Annotated in this window: 13 protein-coding genes and 1 tRNA gene; 8 read left to right on the forward strand and 6 right to left on the reverse strand. The window is 62.5% G+C overall.

The window, feature by feature from the left end:
- The first annotated feature begins 184 nt into the window (after positions 1–184).
- Together KTR60_RS18750 and KTR60_RS18755 are read left to right on the forward strand one after the other, a co-directional pair.
- Complete coding sequence (locus KTR60_RS18750; protein ID WP_003941378.1) at positions 185–1,012, forward strand: DUF3105 domain-containing protein; 828 nt, start codon at positions 185–187, stop codon at positions 1,010–1,012.
- Entirely contained in the window at positions 1,005–1,724 is a 720-nt protein-coding gene (locus tag KTR60_RS18755) for a DUF305 domain-containing protein (RefSeq protein ID WP_007726186.1), read from the forward strand. Before KTR60_RS18750 ends, KTR60_RS18755 begins: the two co-directional genes overlap by 8 nt.
- Positions 1,725–1,779: 55 nt before the next feature.
- On the opposite strand, the gene KTR60_RS18760 is transcribed toward KTR60_RS18755, so the two are convergent.
- A complete protein-coding gene (locus KTR60_RS18760; RefSeq protein WP_007726185.1) occupies positions 1,780–4,149 on the reverse strand; it encodes a phosphoketolase in 2,370 nt (789 codons plus the stop codon).
- A gap of 243 nt (positions 4,150–4,392) precedes the next feature.
- Between KTR60_RS18760 and KTR60_RS18765 the strand changes: the two genes are divergently transcribed.
- The 4 genes from KTR60_RS18765 to KTR60_RS18780 all read left to right on the forward strand — a co-directional run bounded on the left by KTR60_RS18765 (position 4,393) and on the right by KTR60_RS18780 (position 8,836).
- Positions 4,393–4,468 (forward strand) — tRNA-Arg (locus tag KTR60_RS18765).
- A gap of 89 nt (positions 4,469–4,557) precedes the next feature.
- A complete protein-coding gene (locus tag KTR60_RS18770; protein ID WP_007726183.1) occupies positions 4,558–5,484 on the forward strand; it encodes a LysR substrate-binding domain-containing protein in 927 nt (308 codons plus the stop codon).
- A gap of 128 nt (positions 5,485–5,612) precedes the next feature.
- The gene (locus KTR60_RS18775; RefSeq protein WP_075833726.1) at positions 5,613–6,941 is read left to right on the forward strand and encodes an MFS transporter; all 1,329 of its coding nucleotides are present in this window, start codon (positions 5,613–5,615) and stop codon (positions 6,939–6,941) included.
- A 2-nt stretch (positions 6,942–6,943) separates the two neighbouring features.
- Positions 6,944–8,836: an FAD-dependent monooxygenase gene (locus KTR60_RS18780; protein WP_228402291.1), complete on the forward strand. Its 1,893-nt coding sequence runs from the start codon at positions 6,944–6,946 to the stop codon at positions 8,834–8,836.
- A 73-nt stretch (positions 8,837–8,909) separates the two neighbouring features.
- On the opposite strand, the gene KTR60_RS18785 is transcribed toward KTR60_RS18780, so the two are convergent.
- On the reverse strand, positions 8,910–10,439 hold the full coding sequence (locus KTR60_RS18785) for an MFS transporter (protein ID WP_007726177.1): 1,530 nt from the start codon (positions 10,437–10,439) through the stop codon (positions 8,910–8,912).
- An 85-nt stretch (positions 10,440–10,524) separates the two neighbouring features.
- Here KTR60_RS18785 and KTR60_RS18790 point away from each other — a divergent pair, with 85 nt between their 5' ends.
- Together KTR60_RS18790 and KTR60_RS18795 are read left to right on the forward strand one after the other, a co-directional pair.
- Positions 10,525–10,902 carry a MarR family winged helix-turn-helix transcriptional regulator gene (locus KTR60_RS18790; RefSeq protein ID WP_003941367.1) on the forward strand — a complete coding sequence of 126 codons (378 nt, stop codon included), beginning with the start codon at positions 10,525–10,527 and terminating at the stop codon, positions 10,900–10,902.
- 233 nt (positions 10,903–11,135) lie between these two features.
- The gene (locus tag KTR60_RS18795) at positions 11,136–12,287 is read left to right on the forward strand and encodes a N(5)-(carboxyethyl)ornithine synthase (protein WP_007726175.1); all 1,152 of its coding nucleotides are present in this window, start codon (positions 11,136–11,138) and stop codon (positions 12,285–12,287) included.
- A 9-nt stretch (positions 12,288–12,296) separates the two neighbouring features.
- Here KTR60_RS18795 and KTR60_RS18800 read toward each other — a convergent pair whose 3' ends face one another.
- The 4 genes from KTR60_RS18800 to cysD are packed head-to-tail and all read right to left on the reverse strand — an operon-like array spanning position 12,297 to position 16,586.
- Positions 12,297–12,668, reverse strand: coding sequence for a nuclear transport factor 2 family protein (locus tag KTR60_RS18800; RefSeq protein WP_042952314.1), 372 nt, complete (start codon positions 12,666–12,668; stop codon positions 12,297–12,299).
- A complete protein-coding gene (locus KTR60_RS18805) occupies positions 12,665–13,819 on the reverse strand; it encodes a 3'(2'),5'-bisphosphate nucleotidase CysQ (RefSeq protein WP_228401143.1) in 1,155 nt (384 codons plus the stop codon). Before KTR60_RS18805 ends, KTR60_RS18800 begins: the two co-directional genes overlap by 4 nt.
- Positions 13,816–15,660, reverse strand: coding sequence for an adenylyl-sulfate kinase (cysC, locus tag KTR60_RS18810; protein ID WP_228401144.1), 1,845 nt, complete (start codon positions 15,658–15,660; stop codon positions 13,816–13,818). The genes KTR60_RS18805 and cysC overlap by 4 nt, the downstream gene beginning before the upstream one ends.
- Positions 15,660–16,586, reverse strand: coding sequence for a sulfate adenylyltransferase subunit CysD (gene cysD, locus KTR60_RS18815; RefSeq protein ID WP_003941285.1), 927 nt, complete (start codon positions 16,584–16,586; stop codon positions 15,660–15,662). The genes cysC and cysD overlap by 1 nt, the downstream gene beginning before the upstream one ends.
- Between the last annotated feature and the right edge of the window lie 128 nt (positions 16,587–16,714).

Here is a 16,714-nt window from a genome sequence, read left to right on the forward strand (position 1 = left end):
TGGAGACTCGCCTCACGCCTCGCTCTCCGTGAACGTGCGCGGGGCCGCTGTGGCGTGTCGCACGCCACTCTCAAAGTTTGCCCTCAGACTCGGAAAGTACAGTGGTAATGCCCGAGCTACCACCGCGTACCTTCATGCGCGGGCGCGCCACACCTCAAGCCCACACACCGAAAGAGCCCAATCGATGCCAAGCGGTTCCGATAGTCGCGGTCCCAACAAGAACTCCGGGGCCAAATCAGCCAAGGCCATCAAGGCCGCCAACAAGAACAGTCGGCCGGCCAAGAAGGGCAAGGGCGGCGTCCCCGCTCCCCGCCAGATCCCCTGGCTGTCGATCGGCGCCGGTGTGGCTGTGCTCGCACTCATCGCCGTGCTCGGTATCAATCTGTGGCCCAAGGTCGAGGAGCGGCAGGCCCTCGAGCCGTACAAGTACAGCTCCGAGAACAAGGATCCGTCCGACAAGATCGACGGCGTCCTCAAGATCGAGTACCCGGCCGGCCAGCACGTCGATTCCACTCAGCGCGTGGCGTACGACCAGACCCCGCCGTTCGGTGGCCCGCACGACGCCACCTGGGCTAACTGCACCGGAACCGTGTACGCCGACCCGATTCGCACCGAGAACGCCGTCCACTCGCTCGAGCACGGCGCCATCTGGATCACGTACAACCCCGATCTCGTCGACCAGGACCAGATCGACAGTCTCGCCGGACGCGTGAACGGCAAGTCCTACATGCTGATGTCGCCGTACCCCGGTCAGAGCAGCCCCATTTCTCTGCAGTCGTGGGGCCATCGCCTCGAGATCGACAAGGCCGACGACGATCGCATCGATCAGTTCATCACTGCGCTGAACCAGAACCCGAACGTCTACCCCGAGGTCGGCGCGAGCTGCACCAACCCGCTGTTCACTCCGTCGACGTCGCCGTTCGATCCGACACCTCCGGGCGCCGACGCCATCCAGATGGACGGCACGGGCGCTACCCCGGCCACCGACGAACAGATTCCCGCCGGTGGATAGTTCGACGAACACCGATCAGTCTTCGAAGCCGAGTCAGCGCACCGCACTGCTGATCATCGGTCTGATCGGCGCGATCGCCGTCGGTTTTGCGCTCGGCGCACTGACCAACCTCCTCGGACCCGATGCGAAGTCGTCACTGACCGTTCCGGCTTCGGATTCGGTGGACGTGGGCTTCGCGCAGGACATGAGCGTGCATCACAGCCAGGCCGTCGACATGGCGGCCATCGCCCTGACGAAGTCCACCGACAACGACGTACGCACGCTCGCGTTCGACATCTTGACCACGCAGCAGAACCAGCTCGGTCAGATGCAGGCGTGGCTGACCATGTGGGATCAGCCGCTGTCCAAGGTGGGCCCGTACATGGAGTGGATGTCGTCCGATTCGGGCTCCGGCCATGGATCGCACGGGACTTCGGCCACGATGGACATGAGTCATTCCGGGCCGGTCGACACGATGCCCGGCATGGCGTCCCCCGAGGACCTTGCGGCTCTCCGCGCAGCGGAAGGTCTGCAACTCGACACCTTGTTCCTGCAGCTGATGCTTCGTCACCACGAAGGTGGGCTTCCGATGATGGAGTACGCAGCAGCCGACGCCACCGAGGGGCCGGTGCGCAGCCTGGCGCAGACGATGGTCAACACGCAGCAGAGCGAGTCCAAGCTGATGACCGACATGTTGGCAGCTCGCGGCGCAGTGCCACTGCCCATGAACTGAGCAGAACTGAACTGAGCCGAAATTGTTCAGACCCAACTGGGCCTGGTCCTGAATTTCAGGACCAGGTCCAGTTTTCTACTTCCGGCATGTCTTCGAGGTGCTCGACGATGTAACGCGAGTGCTTTTCGAGTTGTGTGCGGCAGAACTCCGCCAACTCGGATGCCCCGGCCGGCCGACGCTTGGAGCGTCGTAACGCCTCGATCACCAGGTGGTAGCGGCTCATCTTGTTGAGGACAACCATGTCGAACGGTGTTGTGGTTGTTCCCTGTTCACTGAATCCGCGAACGTGGAAGCGCTCGGGACTCGGACGCCCGTGAATCAGTTCGTGCACGGCACGCGAGTATCCGTGGAATGCGAACACGACGTCGGTCTGCGCGGAGAACAGATCGAGGAAGACCCGCTCCCCGAATCCGTGGGGATGCTCGGTTGGCGTCAGCAAGGCCATCAGATCGACGACGTTGACGACGCGGGTGATCAGTTCGGGTGTGTGATCGCGCAGCAACTGTGCAGCAGCCAGGATCTCCTGCGTCGGCACATCTCCCGCGGCGGCCAGGACCACGTCCGGTTCCTGTCCGCGAGCCTCGGTTCCGGCCCATTCCCAGACCGAAGCGCCCGCCGCGCAGTGCTCGTGCGCTTGCTCGAGCGTGAGGTACTGCAGGTGCGGTTGCTTGTCCACGACTATCAGGTTGACGTGGTCGGTACTACGCAGGCAGTGGTCCGAGATCGAGAGCAAGGTGTTGGAATCCGGCGGCAGCCACACGCGGATCACACTGGGTGCCAAGGGAATAACGGCGTCGATCATGCCGGGGCCCTGATGACTGAATCCGTTGTGATCGTTGCGCCAGCACGTACTGGTCAACAGCACGTTGAGCGAAGCGACGGACGCCCGCCACGGCAGGTCGACGGCATGTTGGAGCCACTTGGCGTGCTGGATGAGCATCGAGACACTTACCATGGCAAATGCTTCGTAGCTCGCGAACATCCCGTGTCGGCCCGACAGCAGATAGCCCTCGAGCCAACCCTCGCAGAGGTGCTCGCTGAGGACCTCCATGACACGACCGTCCGCGGACAGCCCGTCGTCGTAGTCGGTGATCGGCAGTTGCCAGCAGCGATCGGTTGTCTCGAATACGGCGCCGAGGCGATTGCTAGCCGTCTCGTCCGGACAGAAGAGTCGGAAGATCCCGCCGCTGTCCTCGGTTTCCGTGGCGGCGTAGATGTCGCGCAGAAGCTCGCCGAGCACTCGCGTCGTCTCGTGGAAGGTCGAACCCGGCGATTGGATGGGAAGCGCGTACTTTTCGAGCGGCGGCATCGGGAGATCGACGCGAAGTCGTCCACCGTTCGCGTAGGGAGTGCTCCCCATGCGCTTGTCCCCCGTCGGCGAGAGCGCCGCCAGTTCCGCGGCCAGTGATCCGTTGGCGTCGAACAACTCGTCCGGACGGTACGACCGCATCCACTCTTCGAGTTGCCGCAGATGCGATTCGTTGGTTCGCACGCCGGACAACGGCACCTGGTGCGCACGATGTGTGCCCTCGACCAAAATTCCGTCGACGGTGTGTGGACCGGTCCATCCTTTTGGCGTCCGCAACACGATTGCCGGCCACGAACCCGTCCACTCCTCTCCGCGGCGTGCGGCACCCTGCATCTCGCGGATCTTCTCGTGCGCCTGCGAGATCGCTTGATACAGCTGAGGAAACACCGCGTCGGGGTCGTCACCGGAGACGACGATCGGCGCCCACCCCTGTCCACCAAGATAGGCCTGGATGTCTTCGTCGCTGCTGCGTCCGTAGACCGTCGGCCCGGCGATCTTGGCACCGTTCACGTGCAGGATCGGCAACACCGCGCCGTCGCGTCGTGGATTCAGGAACGCCGGGAGCTTCCACGAACCGGACAACGGCCCGGTCTCCGCTTCGCCGTCGCCGATCACACAGGCCACCACGAGGTTCGGATGATCGAAGGCAGCGCCGGCCGCATGGGCAAGGGCGTAGCCGAGTTCGCCGCCTTCGTGGATGCTTCCGGGTGTCTGCACACTCACATGGCTGGGCACTCCGCCGGGAGCGGAGAATCGCCGACACATCCGGTGGATGCCCTCGGCGTCGTCCGAGACTTCCGGATAGATCTCCGAGTACGTTCCCTCGAGATACGTCGACGCGACCAGCGCCGGACCGCCGTGCCCGGGACCGGTCACGTAAAGCCAGTCTGCGCCGGTGGCGACGATGTGCCGATTGAGGAGCGTGTAGATCATCGACAAGCCGGGGCTGGTCCCCCAGTGCCCGAGCAGTCGGGGCTTGATGTGCTCGGCACGCAACGGTTCCCGCAGAAGCGTGTTGTCCTTCAGATAGATCTGCGCGACGGTCAGGTAGTTGGCCGCTGCCCACCACTTCAGGTCGAGCGCGAGCTGGTCTTCGGAATAGTGGTGATCGGTCATCAACGACTCCCGTACCTCACGAGGGTGCCCGAGCAGTCCGCCCGAGCCTGTGCTCAGAGCCGAGCCTAGGCGTAAAAAGCATCCGAGTCAGTCGGTACAGATGATTCGACGACCATGGTCCCCGGCCGCATCCTCGACTACCTCACGCGAGGACGCCATGCCGAGACGGGTGCCGGTTTGGTCTTGTCCCCCCGTGATGCGCTACGCTAACGCAGCCCAATCGGCACACCGAGTATTCGGTGCGCCCCCGTAGCTCAGGGGATAGAGCGTTCGCCTCCGGAGCGAAAGGTCGCAGGTTCGAATCCTGCCGGGGGCACCACGAAGACGCAGGTCAGCGATTGATCGTCGACCTCTTCACGGTGCCACACCAAAATATTCAGGGCAATCTACCCGACTACTGTCGATCTCATGCCTCGCATCGATCCTGCTCCCACGTACACGATGCGTCAGCTGGCCGCGTTTGTCGCGGTAGCCGAGACCGGAACGATCAGTGCCGCGGCCGAGCGCCTGCACCTCTCTCCTTCCGCCCTGTCCGCGGCGCTCACCGAACTCGAACGCGCGCTCAAAGTTCAACTGTGCGTTCGCCGTCGCTCATTCGGCATTCAACTGACCCGCACCGGTGAAGCGGTTCTGGTGCGCGCCCGGGCGCTACTTCAGCAAGCCGGGGAACTCGAATCCGATGCGCTCGGAACCGGCGGAAGCGTGTCGGGGCCCATCGCGATCGGCTGTTATCCCGCTCTGGGGCCGACGGTGTTGCCGTCGATGATCGCCGGGTTCACCCGTGAGAATCCTGACGCGCAGGTGGAGTTCCGCGAGGACACTCAGAATCGGCTCCAGACACATCTCGAGAACGGCGAGTTGGACCTCGCGATCGCTTACGACCTGGACCTGTCTCCACAATTGCGCACAGTTCCGTTGGCCGTCCGCGAACCCTTGATCGTCCTGGGTGCAGAACACCCACTCGCGCGGTCCGAGCGACCGATCCATCTTCCGGACCTGGCGGAACACCCGATGGTTCTCCTCGACGCGCCGCCGAGCACCAAACACGCGCTCGACGTCTGTCGCGCAGGCGGATTCGCCCCGAAGGTTGCCTACAGAACTGCGAACTTCGAGACGGCGAGGGCATTTGTCGGCCGTGGCCTCGGCTGGACGCTGCTACTCCAGCGGCCCAAGATCGACGTCACGTACGAGGGGCTCGAGGTGGTCGTCAAGACCATCGCTTCCCCCGCCGTGCCGTCGGTGCACGTAGTTCTCGCTTGGCACCAGAACACTCGCCTCAGCCGCGTCGCACGCGCTTTCATAGAATTCGTTTCACCCTCAGAACCTGCCCAATAGTCCCGCTACCAGGCAGCGGAGCTGGTTCCACGCATTTTCCGTGCAAGAACCTCCAATTCTTTCGCTTTTCAATTGTTGTGGCGCACGTCATTGTTTCTTCAAGCCACATTCATCTCGAAAGGCACTTCATGACCTCCATCGCCTCACCGACCGCAACGCGCGCCGCCGCGACGGTCAAGGCGCGTAAGGCCGCCCTCGGCAGCTTTGTCGGCACCGCCATCGAGTGGTACGACTTCTTCATCTACGGCACCGCCGCCGCGCTCGTACTCGGCAAGCAGTTCTTCCCCGGCACGTCCGATCTGGCCGGCACCCTCGCCGCCTTCGCCACCCTCGCCGTCGGATTCGTCGCGCGTCCCATCGGCGGAATCGTGATGGGCCACTTCGGCGACCGCATCGGACGCAAATCCATGTTGGTCACCTCGTTGATGCTGATGGGCTGCGCCACCGTTGCCATCGGGCTGCTACCCAACTACGCCGCTATCGGCGTCTTTGCCCCCATACTCCTGGTGACCTTGCGATTCGTTCAGGGACTCGGTGTCGGCGGCGAGTGGGGCGGCGCAGTTCTGGTCGCCACCGAAAACGCACCCGAGGGCAGGAAGGGGCTGTACGGCAGCGCACCACAAATCGGTGTTCCCGCAGGCGTACTGGTGGCCAATCTCGTCTATCTCCCCCTCGCCGCCTTCATGGACGACGATGCATTCAACTCCTGGGGATGGCGAATCCCGTTCCTGCTCAGCGCAGTTCTGGTGGGCGTTGCGATGTGGATCCGTCTCGGCCTCGAGGAAAGTGACGAGTTCACCGCGTCGAAGTCCGAGGCACCGGCGGAGTCCATGCCGATTCTCGAGGTTCTCACCAGACACTGGAAGACTGTGCTCCTCGCCGGTGGAACCTTCATCGCCACCAACGGAATCGCGTACGCGTACATGGTTTACGTCCTCAAGTACGGCGAGACCGAACTCGGCTTCAGCAAGACCACGATGCTCTTTCTTCTCATCGCATCCTGCCCGTTCTGGATGGCGGGAATGGCTTTCAGCGCTCACAAGTCGGACACTCTCGGACGCCGGACCGTCTACATCCGCAGTTCGATCACCCTGGTAGTGGCGGCAGCGGTGTTCTTTCCGCTGATCGACACAGCGATCGTTCCGGTGATGCTCGTATCGATGATCGCCCTCGGCTTCACGCTCGGCTGCTGCGCCGGCCCACAAGCGGCACTGTTCGCCGAATTGTTTCCCGCACACATCCGCTACAGCGGAGCGTCACTCGGCTACCAGATCGGCGCAATCCTCGGCGGCGGTCTGGCCCCGATGATCGCCACCGCGCTCTACGCCGCCTTCGACACCTCGTTCGCCATCACCGTGTACTTCGTGATCATTGCCGTGATCAGCCTGGTTTCCATCCTGCTGCTCCCGGAACCTCAATTGATCCCGAAAAACACTGCCGCACAGAAAGCCTCGTGACCATGTCGACCTACTTTCATCCGAAGAAGTACGCACCCGAGGACTTCGCTTCCCTGGCGCCTTCGGCCGACGCACTTCCCGTCGTGATCGTCGGAGCCGGCCCCGTCGGCATGGGCGTAGCCATGGGCTTGGCGCAGCGCGGCATTGCCGTCACGATTCTCGAAGCAGCCGATCAGGTCTCGTTCGGCAGTCGCGCGATCTGCGTGTCACGCCACAGCCTCGAAGTTGCCGAACGCCTCGGCTTCGGTGCCGAGCTCGAAGACATCGTTCTGCCGTGGGTGGGTGGTCGGAGTTACTACCGCGATCAGGAAGTACTGCAGTTCCGCATGGCATCCGCCGAGCACGACGCGCGTGGACCCATGGTCAACGTCTCGCAATCCGAGTTCGAGCAGATCATGACCGACAAGCTGCTCGCTTACCCACTGGTGAACTTCCACTGGTCGTCGTCGATCGCCGGCATCTCCGTCGGTGACGACGAGGTGACTCTGACCGTCGACACCGCGTTCGGAACCCGCGAACTGCGCGCGGCGTGGGTCGTTGCCGCCGATGGTGGACGCAGCAAGATGCGCGAACTCAGCGGAATCCGCTTGCAGGGCAACAGCTACGAGGGCAACTACGTCATTGCCGACATTCATTGGGAATCGGAACTCCCGGCCGAGCGTCTGGTGTGGTTCGACGCACCCAGCAACCCGGGGTCCACGATCATCATGCATCGCCAACCACGGGACATCTGGCGCATCGACTACCAGCTCGACGCCTCGGACGATCCGGAAGCGGAGACGCAAGAAGATCGCATCCGTGACCGCATCACGCGTCACCTCGAATGGCTCCAGAGCGACATCCCCTGGACCCTGGAATGGTTCGGCTTCTACCGCGCCCACGCACTCGCTCTGGAAGATTTCACTCACGGCCGTGTGCTTTTTGCCGGCGACGCCGCGCATCTCGTTCCGATCTTCGGTGTTCGCGGCCTGAACTCGGGCATGGAAGACGCCGAGACCTTGGTGTGGCAACTAGCCGCCGTCATCAACGGAGCTGCCGATTCCACCATCCTCGACGCGTATTCGAAGGAACGTCGCAGCGCGTGGCAGCAGAACGTCGACAACGCAGGCAAGTCGACGCTCATCATGTCGCCGGGAAGTCACGGCTACCGGACCACCCGCGATGCCGTACTCGAACTCGCCACCAAGCGAAGCGAATTCGCGCACCTCATCAACCCGCGCCAGTCGAGTGCGACGCACGCCCGGCTCTCCCCGCTGACGTGGCCGACAGCTGCGGGCGCCGAGGGCGTACTACCCGGCGATCCGTTGGAAGACAGGGTCGTCCAGGTCTCGGCGGACGGTTCATCTACCTCCTTGAACAGTCTGCGCGGTACTGGATTCGGCCTGCTGGCTTTCGGACTGTCAGCTGAGCTGGTATCCGAACTCGACACGCAAGCCGAAATCCTTGCTCAGGCCCTTGCACCGGAAACCGTACGCGTGATCACCGTGGGAACTACCGACTCCACGGTTCCCGATGCCGAAGGCAATCTCGCATCTGCCCTCGGCGCTCGTGTCGGCGAAATCTTCGTGATTCGGCCCGACGGATTGTTGCTGTGCCGCATCAGCGATCCCACGCAATTGAACGACGTGGCCAAACACCTCACCGCCGGCACTGCGCCGACGCACTTCGATACGGCACAGTCGGCGACAACTGCGGTGGTCGACGACGAGGGCCATCGCGAACACGTCTGGTTGGCACTGTCGAACGCACTGGATCAGGCTGATCCGTCCGACCGCGAAGCCATGTTGGTGCGCCTTGCCTTGATTCTCGGTTCGCAAGCTACGTCGACGAGCTTCGACCTAGCACTGAAAGACGCAGCCCTGAAAGACGCAGCCCTGAAATCTGCCACCCGATAGTTCAGACACAGCAACTCGGCCGCGCAGGATTGTCCCCTACGCGGCCGAGCGCATTCGGGGATGAAGCGAGTATTCAGTTGACCTCGGCCAATTCCTTTTCTTCCTCAGCGCGCATTTCACGCACGGATCTTCCCCGCTGCGACCTTCCACGTACCAGCGGCGAGACGGTGATCGCCAAGCCCACCAGCGCGACCCCGGTGACCAGGATCAGTCCGGGATGGAACTGCTCGAATCCGGCGGTACCGGCGCCGGACGCGGTGTGCGATCCAGCGGTTACGAGGGCAGTGGTCAGAGCGAGCACGAGCGCCGCACCGACCTGAGCGGAGGTGTTCACCAGCCCGGACGCCAAACCCTGCTCCGAGTCGTCGACACCCGAGGTGGCCTGGGCCATGATCGAGGTGTACCCCAGCGCGAATCCGAGTCCGAGCAGGATGACGCTCGGCAGAATCGCCACGACGTACGACGGTGAATCGCTGCCCGCGAAGAGGAACCAGAGGTACCCGACGCTGAGCGACGTCAGTGCCGCGATGATGAGCTTGGCACTGCCGTACAGGTCGACCAGCCGTCCGACGAACGGTGATCCGAAGGCGACGATGATGCCCGCGGGCAGCAGTGCCATCGCCATCTTCAGGGGCGACCAGCCGAGGGCCGACTGCAGGAAGATCGTCATCATGAACTGGAAGCTCAGGTAGGAACCGAAGAGCGCGATGATGGCCAGATTCGCACGAACGATAGTGCCGACGCGCAGAAGCCCAAGTCGCACAAGCGGATGCGCCACCTTCTTCTCCACGAAGAAGAACGTCGCCAGAAGCACGGCTGCGACGGCGAACGAACCCAGCGTCATCGGGTGTGCCCATCCACGGGTCGGAGCCGAAACCATCGTGTACACCGTGAGAAGCATTCCCGTCACCAGGGTGACGGCGCCGACGAGATCGTGTCCCCCGGTATCTGCGGGACGGTCCCGCGGAATGAGGAAGTACCCACCGATCAGCGCGATGACGGCAAACGGAACCGGCATCAGGAACGTGAATCGCCAACCGGCACTGGTCAACAGCCCACCGAGGATCAGACCGGACGAGTAACCACTGGCGCCGAACACGGAGAACACCGACAGCGCACGGTTACGGGCCGGACCTTCCTTGAACGTCGTGGTGAGAATGGACATTGCGGTCGGAGCGGTGAAGGCCGCGGCCAATCCCTTCACGAATCGTGATGCGATCAGCAGTGTTCCGTTGTCGACAAGGCCACCGACCAGCGAGGCGATTGCGAACACGGTCAGTGCGATCAGGAAGACCTTCCTGCGCCCGAGAAGATCGGCGGTACGTCCACCGAGTAGCAACAGGCCGCCGAATCCGAGGACGTAGCCGTTGATGATCCACTGCAGCGAGGTAGTGGACAGGCCCAGTTCATTGCCGATGGACGGAAGCGCGACGCCCACCATCGACACATCGAGACCGTCGAGGAACAACACGAGGCAGAGCACCGCGAGGATGCCCCACAGCTTGAGGGACCAGCCCTCCCCTGTGGCCGGATCCGAGGATTCCGTAGAAACCGGGGCTTCCGGCGAATCGAATGGTTTGAGTGTCGAGTCTGTGCAAGTCACGTCAGCGAGAATAGATGCACATGCACATAATGCACAAGCATTTAATGCAATTGCACGTAATCGAGTCTTCAACTAGAATGCGGTCGTGACGTCGGAATCCGAATTGCGCAACACCTGGCGCTCGCTGTCGACCAGCTACAACGACATCGCGTGCGAACTCGATCGCCAGATGCAGTCGGCGCATGGGCTGAGCATGAGCGACTTCGAGGCTCTCGACCGACTCATGGACGCCACGTGCGAACGTCCACGCATGCAGGAGCTTGCCTCGGAGATGTACCTGAGTCCCAGCGCGCTCTCCCGTAGCGTGGCCCGTCTCGAGAAGGCCGGACTGGTTCAGCGAGCACTGTGCGAGGCCGACCGGCGCGGAGTCTTCGTCGACGTCACCGACAAAGGACGTCAGGTACACGCGGACGCCAGCAAAATCCAACTGGCCGTACTGGATTCACGCCTGCGCGAGCAGTAGCCACACGTCAGCGGAGCACGACACAGCGCCCGGCCACCGGGTGAGGGCCGTTCCGGACTAGACTGAGCACATACCGACGCGCCTTTCTGTTGCCGTCGGCGATCGACAGCAGCGCAGCCAGCACGCTTTCACGCGGTCCTGGCCGAGGCAATCTGCCAGCGTTCCTGCGGCTTCTGCTAGTCCCTCAGGCTCCTGCCTGACATCTCTACCTGCTCCTATCGAGAGATACACAATTGAACAACGCACGCACCCTTGGAGTCATCGGACAGTCGAGCAAACCGGCAGAACGCCGGTTGCCGATCCATCCTGCGCATTTCGATCGCATCGATGCCGAACTACGTTCTCGGATCTACCTCGAAGAAGGCTACGGCCACCCCTTCGGCTACTCCGACGACTACCTCTCGCGCCTCGTTGCCGGAATCCGCACGCGCAAGCAGATTTTGGCGGAAACCGATGTGGTTCTGCTACCGAAGCCGTTGGTGCGTGACCTCGCCGAACTACGGTCAGGTCAGGTTCTCTGGGGCTGGCCGCACTGTGTCCAGGACACCGAACTGACACAGATCGCGATCGACAAGAAACTGACTCTCATCGCCTTCGAGGCCATGAACTTCTGGCACAGCGACGGATCGTTCAATCTGCATGTGTTCCACAAGAACAACGAGCTCGCCGGTTATTGCTCGGTACTGCACGCCCTGCAGTTGATCGGTTCCACCGGTGATTACGGCCGGCGTCTCACCGCTGCCGTGATCGGTTTCGGAGCCACTGCACGCGGCGCGGTCACAGCACTCAAGGCGCACGGTATCCACGAAGTGGACGTCCTCACCCAGCGTGGAGTCACCGCCGTCAGCTCCCCCATCCACTCGGCGCGCATGGTCTCGTTCGACAACAACAACGGTGACGTCCGTGGCAGCCACGTCATGCTCGACAACCACAGCGTGCCGGTGCCCGGCTTCTTGGCCGAGCACGACATCGTCGTCAACTGCGTACTGCAGAACACGGACGCCCCACTGACGTTCCTGACCGAGGAAGACCTCATGGACTTCCAACCCGGCAGCCTCATCGTCGACGTCTCGTGCGACGAAGGCATGGGGTTCAGCTGGGCTCGTCCCACCTCGTTCGCGGATCCGACCTTCATCGTCGGCGACAACATCACTTACTACGGCGTCGATCACAGCCCGTCGTACCTGTGGAACTCCGCGTCGTGGGAGATCAGCGAATCACTTCTTCCCTACCTGCCCACTGTGATGGCAGGAGAGACGGCCTGGAAGGCAGACGAGACCGTCGATCGGGCCATCGAAATCCGGGACGGCGTCATCGTGAATCCCGCCATCACACGTTTCCAGCACCGCTCGTCGGACTACCCGCACGCTGTCATCGCGGAGTAGGCGCCCCGATCAGGCCTGGCCGGCTGCCGCATTGATCGGCGCCATGTCGAAATAGTCGCGCCAGGCTTTGATCTTTCCGTCCTCGACTTCGAATACCCCCATGACCGGGAGCGCTACCTCGGCGCCGTTGATGGTGAAGACGTCGACGCGCTCGTTCATGACGGTGTTGCCGTCCGCGACCTGACGCTTGATCTGAAAGTCGATGTTGCCGAAGGCACCGACAAACTGCTCGATGAACGCCCGGACGGCCTCGCGACCGACCACGGGCTCCATCGGAATGTTGTGATAAACGACGTCATCGGTGAAGTAGTCGACGATCTTTGCAACATCGGCGGCCGCCCACAGCGCGCAGAAATCGGTGATCAGTTTGTCCGATGTCATTGTGTGCCAGCCTCTTTCGAATTGTCTTCGTGGGGTTCGATGATTGCCAGGATGCTTTCGATCTCGCCTGCCGGTATCCCGAAGTACTCGGTCACGAAAACCGTGACGGCCGGTGCCTGGCCAGGTGTTCCGAGGTCGAGCAGATACCGGGCTACTACGCTCTCGCCCCACTCACGCAGCGCGAGTTCACGTATCGCCACGATTCCGCGATATTGCTGGCCTTGTTCGAGCTCGTTGCTGATGAAGGCGCCGCTGTCACCGGTTCGCTGACCGTTCTCGACCCGCCAGGCGTCGGCGGCGAAGCGGACCTTCGTTGCGTCATGAGTGAGCAATGCGTTCACGTATTCACGCGCCATGGCGACGCGTCCGCTGACCGCAGACTCCGTGGAGTGCTTGGCAATTGCGCCCAGGATCGACTCCGACAACTCCGGTCGGCAGATCACGAGATCCGGCAGGTACGGATGAGATTCGTTGTAGAGCAGCGGCGAACCGTCGATGCGGCTGCAATGCAGTCCCGCCGCCTGTGCGACGCCGACGGGCGCAGCCGAATCCCATTCCCACTGCCCACCGGCGTGCAGGTACGCGTCGACCTCGCCGCGCACCACCGCCATCGCCTTGGCGCCGGCCGATCCCATGTGCACCACGTCGGCGCCGAGTTCGGCTGCCACCGCTTCGGTGAATGCGGGTGGTCGCGATCCGCTGACTACTACGCGGAGCGGCGAGTTGGCGGCAACCGAAGCTGCCTCGTCGCCACTGGAGTACACCGCTCCGAGCGCCGGCTGAGCAACCGCGGCTGCGGTAATTCCGCTACCGCTCTCCCAAAGCGCCACGTGCACTGCCCAATCCGCATGATTCGGCAAGCCGTATTCCTTGGAGCCGTCCAGCGGATCGATGATCCAGACCCGAGCTGCATCCAGACGACTGCGATCGTCGGCAGATTCCTCAGAGAGCACGGCATCGCCCGGCCGCTCGGCAGCCAACCGGTCGAGGATGTAGGAATCGGCGGCCTTGTCGCCCCGGCGACCCAGTTCACGACCGTCGTCGACACCCAGACCCTCGGCTCGGATCCCCAGGAGGATCGCACCGGCGGCCTGCGCCAATTCCGCCGCGAGTGCCTCGTCGGCGATTCTGCTGTGTGTGGATTCGCTCACCGGTCCAACACTTCCATAATTCGCAGCGCAAGTTCGGTAGGCGTTCCGTCTTCGGGTCTGATCACCAGCTCGGGACTTGTCGGAGCTTCGTAGGGATCGTCGACTCCGGTGAATCCCGTGATTTCCCCGGCCCTGGCCTTGGCGTACATGCCCTTGGGGTCTCGGGCTTCACATTGCTCGATCGGGGTGTCGACGTAGACCTCGACGAACTTCAGCCCGGCGGCCTCGTGCGCCGCCCGCACTCGATCACGATCTTCGCGGTACGGGCTTATCAGGCAGGCCACTGCCACTGCACCTGAATCAGCGAACAACTGCGCCACCGAGCCGACTCGGCGGACGTTCTCGGCGCGGTCATCGGCACTGAATCCCAGATCCGCGTTCAATCCGTGCCGGAGGTTGTCGCCGTCGAGGCGGTACGCCGGGATACCCGCGGCCACCAACCGCCGCTCCAGTTCCACCGCGATCGTCGACTTACCCGAGGCCGAGAGACCGGTGAGCCACACGGTGGCGCCGGCAGTCGCACGTTCCTCGCGAGAAACCTCCGAACTGTGCCAGACGACGCGCGATTCCTTGAGCGTCGGACCGTTGATCATTCCGGCGGCGACGGTATTGCCCGTGGTCTCGTCCACGAGAATGAAGCTGCCCGTCACGCGGTTGCGGCGGTAGGGATCGAACATCAACGGCTGCTGCGTCTTGATCGAGATGCGGCCGATCTCGTTGAGGGACAGAGATTCTGCCTTCTCGTCGCGGTGCAGAGAATTGACGTCCAGCCGGTAGTCGAGCTTGACGATCTCCGCTTTCGTGGAGCGCGTGGTGTGCAGCAACGAGTAGCGATTGTTCTCCGACAGAGTTGTCTGTTCGGTCAACCAACAGACCATCGCATCGATTTCCTGCCCGACCTGCGGCCGGTTGTTGAGCCGACACAATTGGTCCCCGCGGCTGACGTCGAGATCGTCGGTCAGCTCGATGCATACGGCCGAGGGCGCAAACGCTTCGTCGATCACGTCACCGCCCGGCCCGTGGACTGCCTTCACCGTCGAGGTGAATCCTGAAGGCAAAGCCACGATTTCGTCGCCGGGCTTGAAGACGCCACTGGCCACCGTTCCGGCGTATCCACGGAAATCGTGGAGGTCGGCGTCGGTCTGCTTCTGCGGACGGATCACGTACTGCACCGGGAAACGCGCGTCGATCAAATTGCGATCCGACGCGATGTGCACCTGCTCGAGATGGTGCAGCAGAGAAGGCCCGTCGTACCAGGACATGTTCTCGGTCCGGGCAACGATGTTGTCCCCCAACAGCGCCGAGACCGGAATGAACGTCAGGTCGTGGACGTCCAGTTTGATCGCGAACTGTCGGAATTCTTCCTTGATCTCCTCGAACCGTTCCTGAGACCAGCCCACGAGGTCCATTTTGTTCACACACAGCACGAGGTGGGGTATCCCCAGGAGAGTGGACAAGAAGGCGTGCCGCCGCGTCTGTTCGAGCACCCCTTTGCGAGCATCCACCAGGATCAGGGCAAGATCGGCCGTCGACGCGCCGGTCACCATGTTGCGGGTGTACTGCTCGTGCCCGGGAGTGTCCGCAATGATGAACTTCCGATGAGGGGTCGCGAAATACCGGTGGGCCACGTCGATCGTGATGCCCTGTTCACGCTCGGCGCGCAATCCGTCGGTCAGTAGCGCGAGGTTGGCGTACTCGTCGCCGCGTTCTCGACTGCTCCGTTCCACGGCCTCGAGTTGGTCCTCGAAGATCGACTTGGAGTCGTAGAGCAACCGGCCGATGAGTGTCGATTTTCCGTCGTCGACACTGCCCGCTGTAGCGACTCTCAGCAGTTGCGGCATCAGAAGTACCCCTCTTTCTTACGATCTTCCATGCCAGCTTCGGAAATCCGGTCATCAGCTCTGGTTGCGCCACGCTCCGTGATACGGCTCGCCGCAACTTCTTCCACGACAGCGCCCGGTGTTTCGGCCGACGATTCGACACATCCGGTACACGTTGCGTCGCCGACCGTACGGAAGCGCACCAACGCCTCGTAGGACTCTTCGCCGGCGCGAAGCTCGAGGAAACGGGTGCGTGCCAACAACATTCCGTCGCGTGGAACCACCTCGCGACGATGGGCGTAGTAGATGCCGGGGAGGTCGATCTGCTCGCTCTCGATGTACTGCCAGATGTCGAGCTCTGTCCAGTTGGAGAGCGGGAAGATCCGAATATGTTCGCCCTTACGGTGTTTGCCGTTGTACAGGTTCCACAGTTCAGGTCGCTGCACCTTCGGATCCCATTGCCCGAACTCGTCCCGGAAGCTGAACACCCTCTCTTTGGCGCGCGCCTTCTCCTCGTCTCGGCGAGCACCACCGAACACGGCGTCGAACTTGTTGTCGCGAATTCCGCGCAGCAACGCGTGCGTCTGCAGGCGATTGCGACTGGAACCGACTCCGGTGTCCTCGATGACGCGTCCGGCGTCGATGTCGTCCTGCACGCTGGAGACGACAAGACGCAGGTTGAAGCGATCGACCGTCTGGTCGCGGAATTCGATCACCTCGTCGAAATTGTGACCGGTGTCGACGTGCATCACAGCGAACGGCAGTGGGGCAGGCCAGAATGCCTTGGCCGCTACGTGCAGCATCACGACGGAATCCTTACCTCCGGAGAACAGGAGGACCGGCTTTTCGAAAGTCGCTGCGACTTCGCGGAAAATATGGACCGCCTCCGCTTCGAGTGCTCGCAGATGCGACAACTCGTAGGCGGGCGGGGTCTGGAGTGTTGCCATGTCTTTCGCTCCTGAGCATCACGTACTCCGTGCGGAACACCATTTCCGCATCGGTACATTTATGTACCGGACTGGTTCTAAATTGAACGCAATCACAGAATAGAACTCGTTCTACCCAAAGGTCAATG

Origin of the sequence: Rhodococcus sp. C1 (assembly GCF_020809065.1) — a bacterium.
GTDB classification, from domain to species: domain Bacteria; phylum Actinomycetota; class Actinomycetes; order Mycobacteriales; family Mycobacteriaceae; genus Rhodococcus_F; species Rhodococcus_F qingshengii.

Bases quoted from the DNA above. Each gene is read 5' to 3' on its own strand.
- KTR60_RS18750 (WP_003941378.1), top strand. From the start codon at position 185: ATGCCAAGCGGTTCCGATAGTCGCGGTCCCAACAAGAACTCCGGGGCC.
- KTR60_RS18760 (WP_007726185.1), bottom strand. From the start codon at position 4,149: ATGACCGATCACCACTATTCCGAAGACCAGCTCGCGCTCGACCTGAAG.
- KTR60_RS18770 (WP_007726183.1), top strand. From the start codon at position 4,558: ATGCCTCGCATCGATCCTGCTCCCACGTACACGATGCGTCAGCTGGCC.
- KTR60_RS18775 (WP_075833726.1), top strand. From the start codon at position 5,613: ATGACCTCCATCGCCTCACCGACCGCAACGCGCGCCGCCGCGACGGTC.
- KTR60_RS18780 (WP_228402291.1), top strand. From the start codon at position 6,944: ATGTCGACCTACTTTCATCCGAAGAAGTACGCACCCGAGGACTTCGCT.
- KTR60_RS18800 (WP_042952314.1), bottom strand. From the start codon at position 12,668: ATGACATCGGACAAACTGATCACCGATTTCTGCGCGCTGTGGGCGGCC.
- cysC (WP_228401144.1), bottom strand. From the start codon at position 15,660: ATGCCGCAACTGCTGAGAGTCGCTACAGCGGGCAGTGTCGACGACGGA.
- cysD (WP_003941285.1), bottom strand. From the start codon at position 16,586: ATGGCAACACTCCAGACCCCGCCCGCCTACGAGTTGTCGCATCTGCGA.